Source organism: Desulfovibrio sp. 1188_IL3213, from assembly GCF_036763145.1.
Lineage (GTDB): Bacteria > Desulfobacterota > Desulfovibrionia > Desulfovibrionales > Desulfovibrionaceae > Desulfovibrio.
This window is the reverse complement of record NZ_JBAIYR010000628.1, coordinates 1-1,009: the sequence shown is the minus strand read 5'-3', so window position 1 is coordinate 1,009 and position 1,009 is coordinate 1. Positions and strand designations below refer to the sequence as shown.

The 1,009-nt window shown below is 64.1% G+C and carries 2 protein-coding genes; one reads left to right on the top strand and one right to left on the bottom strand.

What is annotated here, in order from left to right; genetic code table 11:
* On the bottom strand, positions 1 to 359 hold a 359-nt coding region (locus V6C16_RS14130), incomplete at its 3' end, for a M17 family peptidase N-terminal domain-containing protein (RefSeq protein WP_333543544.1).
* A 327-nt stretch (positions 360 to 686) separates the two neighbouring features.
* Between V6C16_RS14130 and V6C16_RS14125 the strand changes: the two genes are divergently transcribed.
* Positions 687 to 1,009 (top strand): radical SAM protein (locus V6C16_RS14125; protein WP_333543543.1); only part of this gene is annotated, 323 nt, incomplete at its 3' end.

Below are 1,009 nucleotides of genomic sequence, written 5' to 3'. Positions count from 1 at the left end.
TCGCCGGGCAGGCGGGCCAGGGCAGGTTCGGGCAGGAGAATGGAGCCAAAGCCCTTCTGCCGGCACAGTTGCACGGCAGCGGCAACAGCCTTGCGGATGCCTGCCGTGTCCACCTTTTCGCGGGGGCCGAGGCCCACGGCCAGTACACGGGGTATGGTAAGCTCGGGGTGGCCGTGCATGAGGGCCAGTTCACCGGCCTTGCCCTTGAAGTCGCGCAGGGCGGGGGCAATGGCCAGCCAGGGGGCGGCCTTGTCCAGCAGGGGGCAAACTTCTGTCAGGACTTCGTCCTGGCAGACGGGGGCCAGCATGACTTCGCCCTTCCAGTGTTCCGGGCCAAGATTTTGAAAGCGTATGTCCATGGGCTGCATTCTCCTCATATGTGCCGCTGTATGCCGCAAAGATGCGGCTGACGGCTGACGGCCTGCCTGATGCGGCGGCCTGTCCGGGAGGGGAATATACGCTGCCGGGGGCTTTTTGCCAAGGGCGCGGGATTGCCTCCGGCTGAAAGACGCAGGGTATTTTGGCGGCCCGTTGTGCAGTGGGCGAGATTTCCACCTGTTTGCGCCGCGGCTCGGGGCTTGTCAGGAGCGTGCTCTGCGGGCATGGTGGGGCATGTTCTTTGCAAGAATGCCGCAAGGCGTCTTGCGTCCCCTTGCCCGCGTCATTTTTCTGTCACTGGAAAGCCTATGCTCGTATATATACATGTTCCCTTTTGCAGCACGCGCTGCCGGTATTGCGCCTTTTACTCCAGCCCGCTGGGGCGCGGCGTGGACCCCGTGTCGTCTCCGGCCGTGCGTGACTATGTGGATACCCTGTTTATGGAGCTTGCCCACTGGGGCGACAGGCTGGGCGGCAGCCCGGTGCAGACCGTATTTTTTGGCGGCGGCACGCCCAGTCTCTTGCCGCCCCGCGTGATCGCCCTGATTATGGAGCGCCTGGGGCGCTACTTCAATCTGGCCCCCAAGGCAGAAGTGACCCTTGAGGCCAACCCCGAATCCCTGCGGGGCGG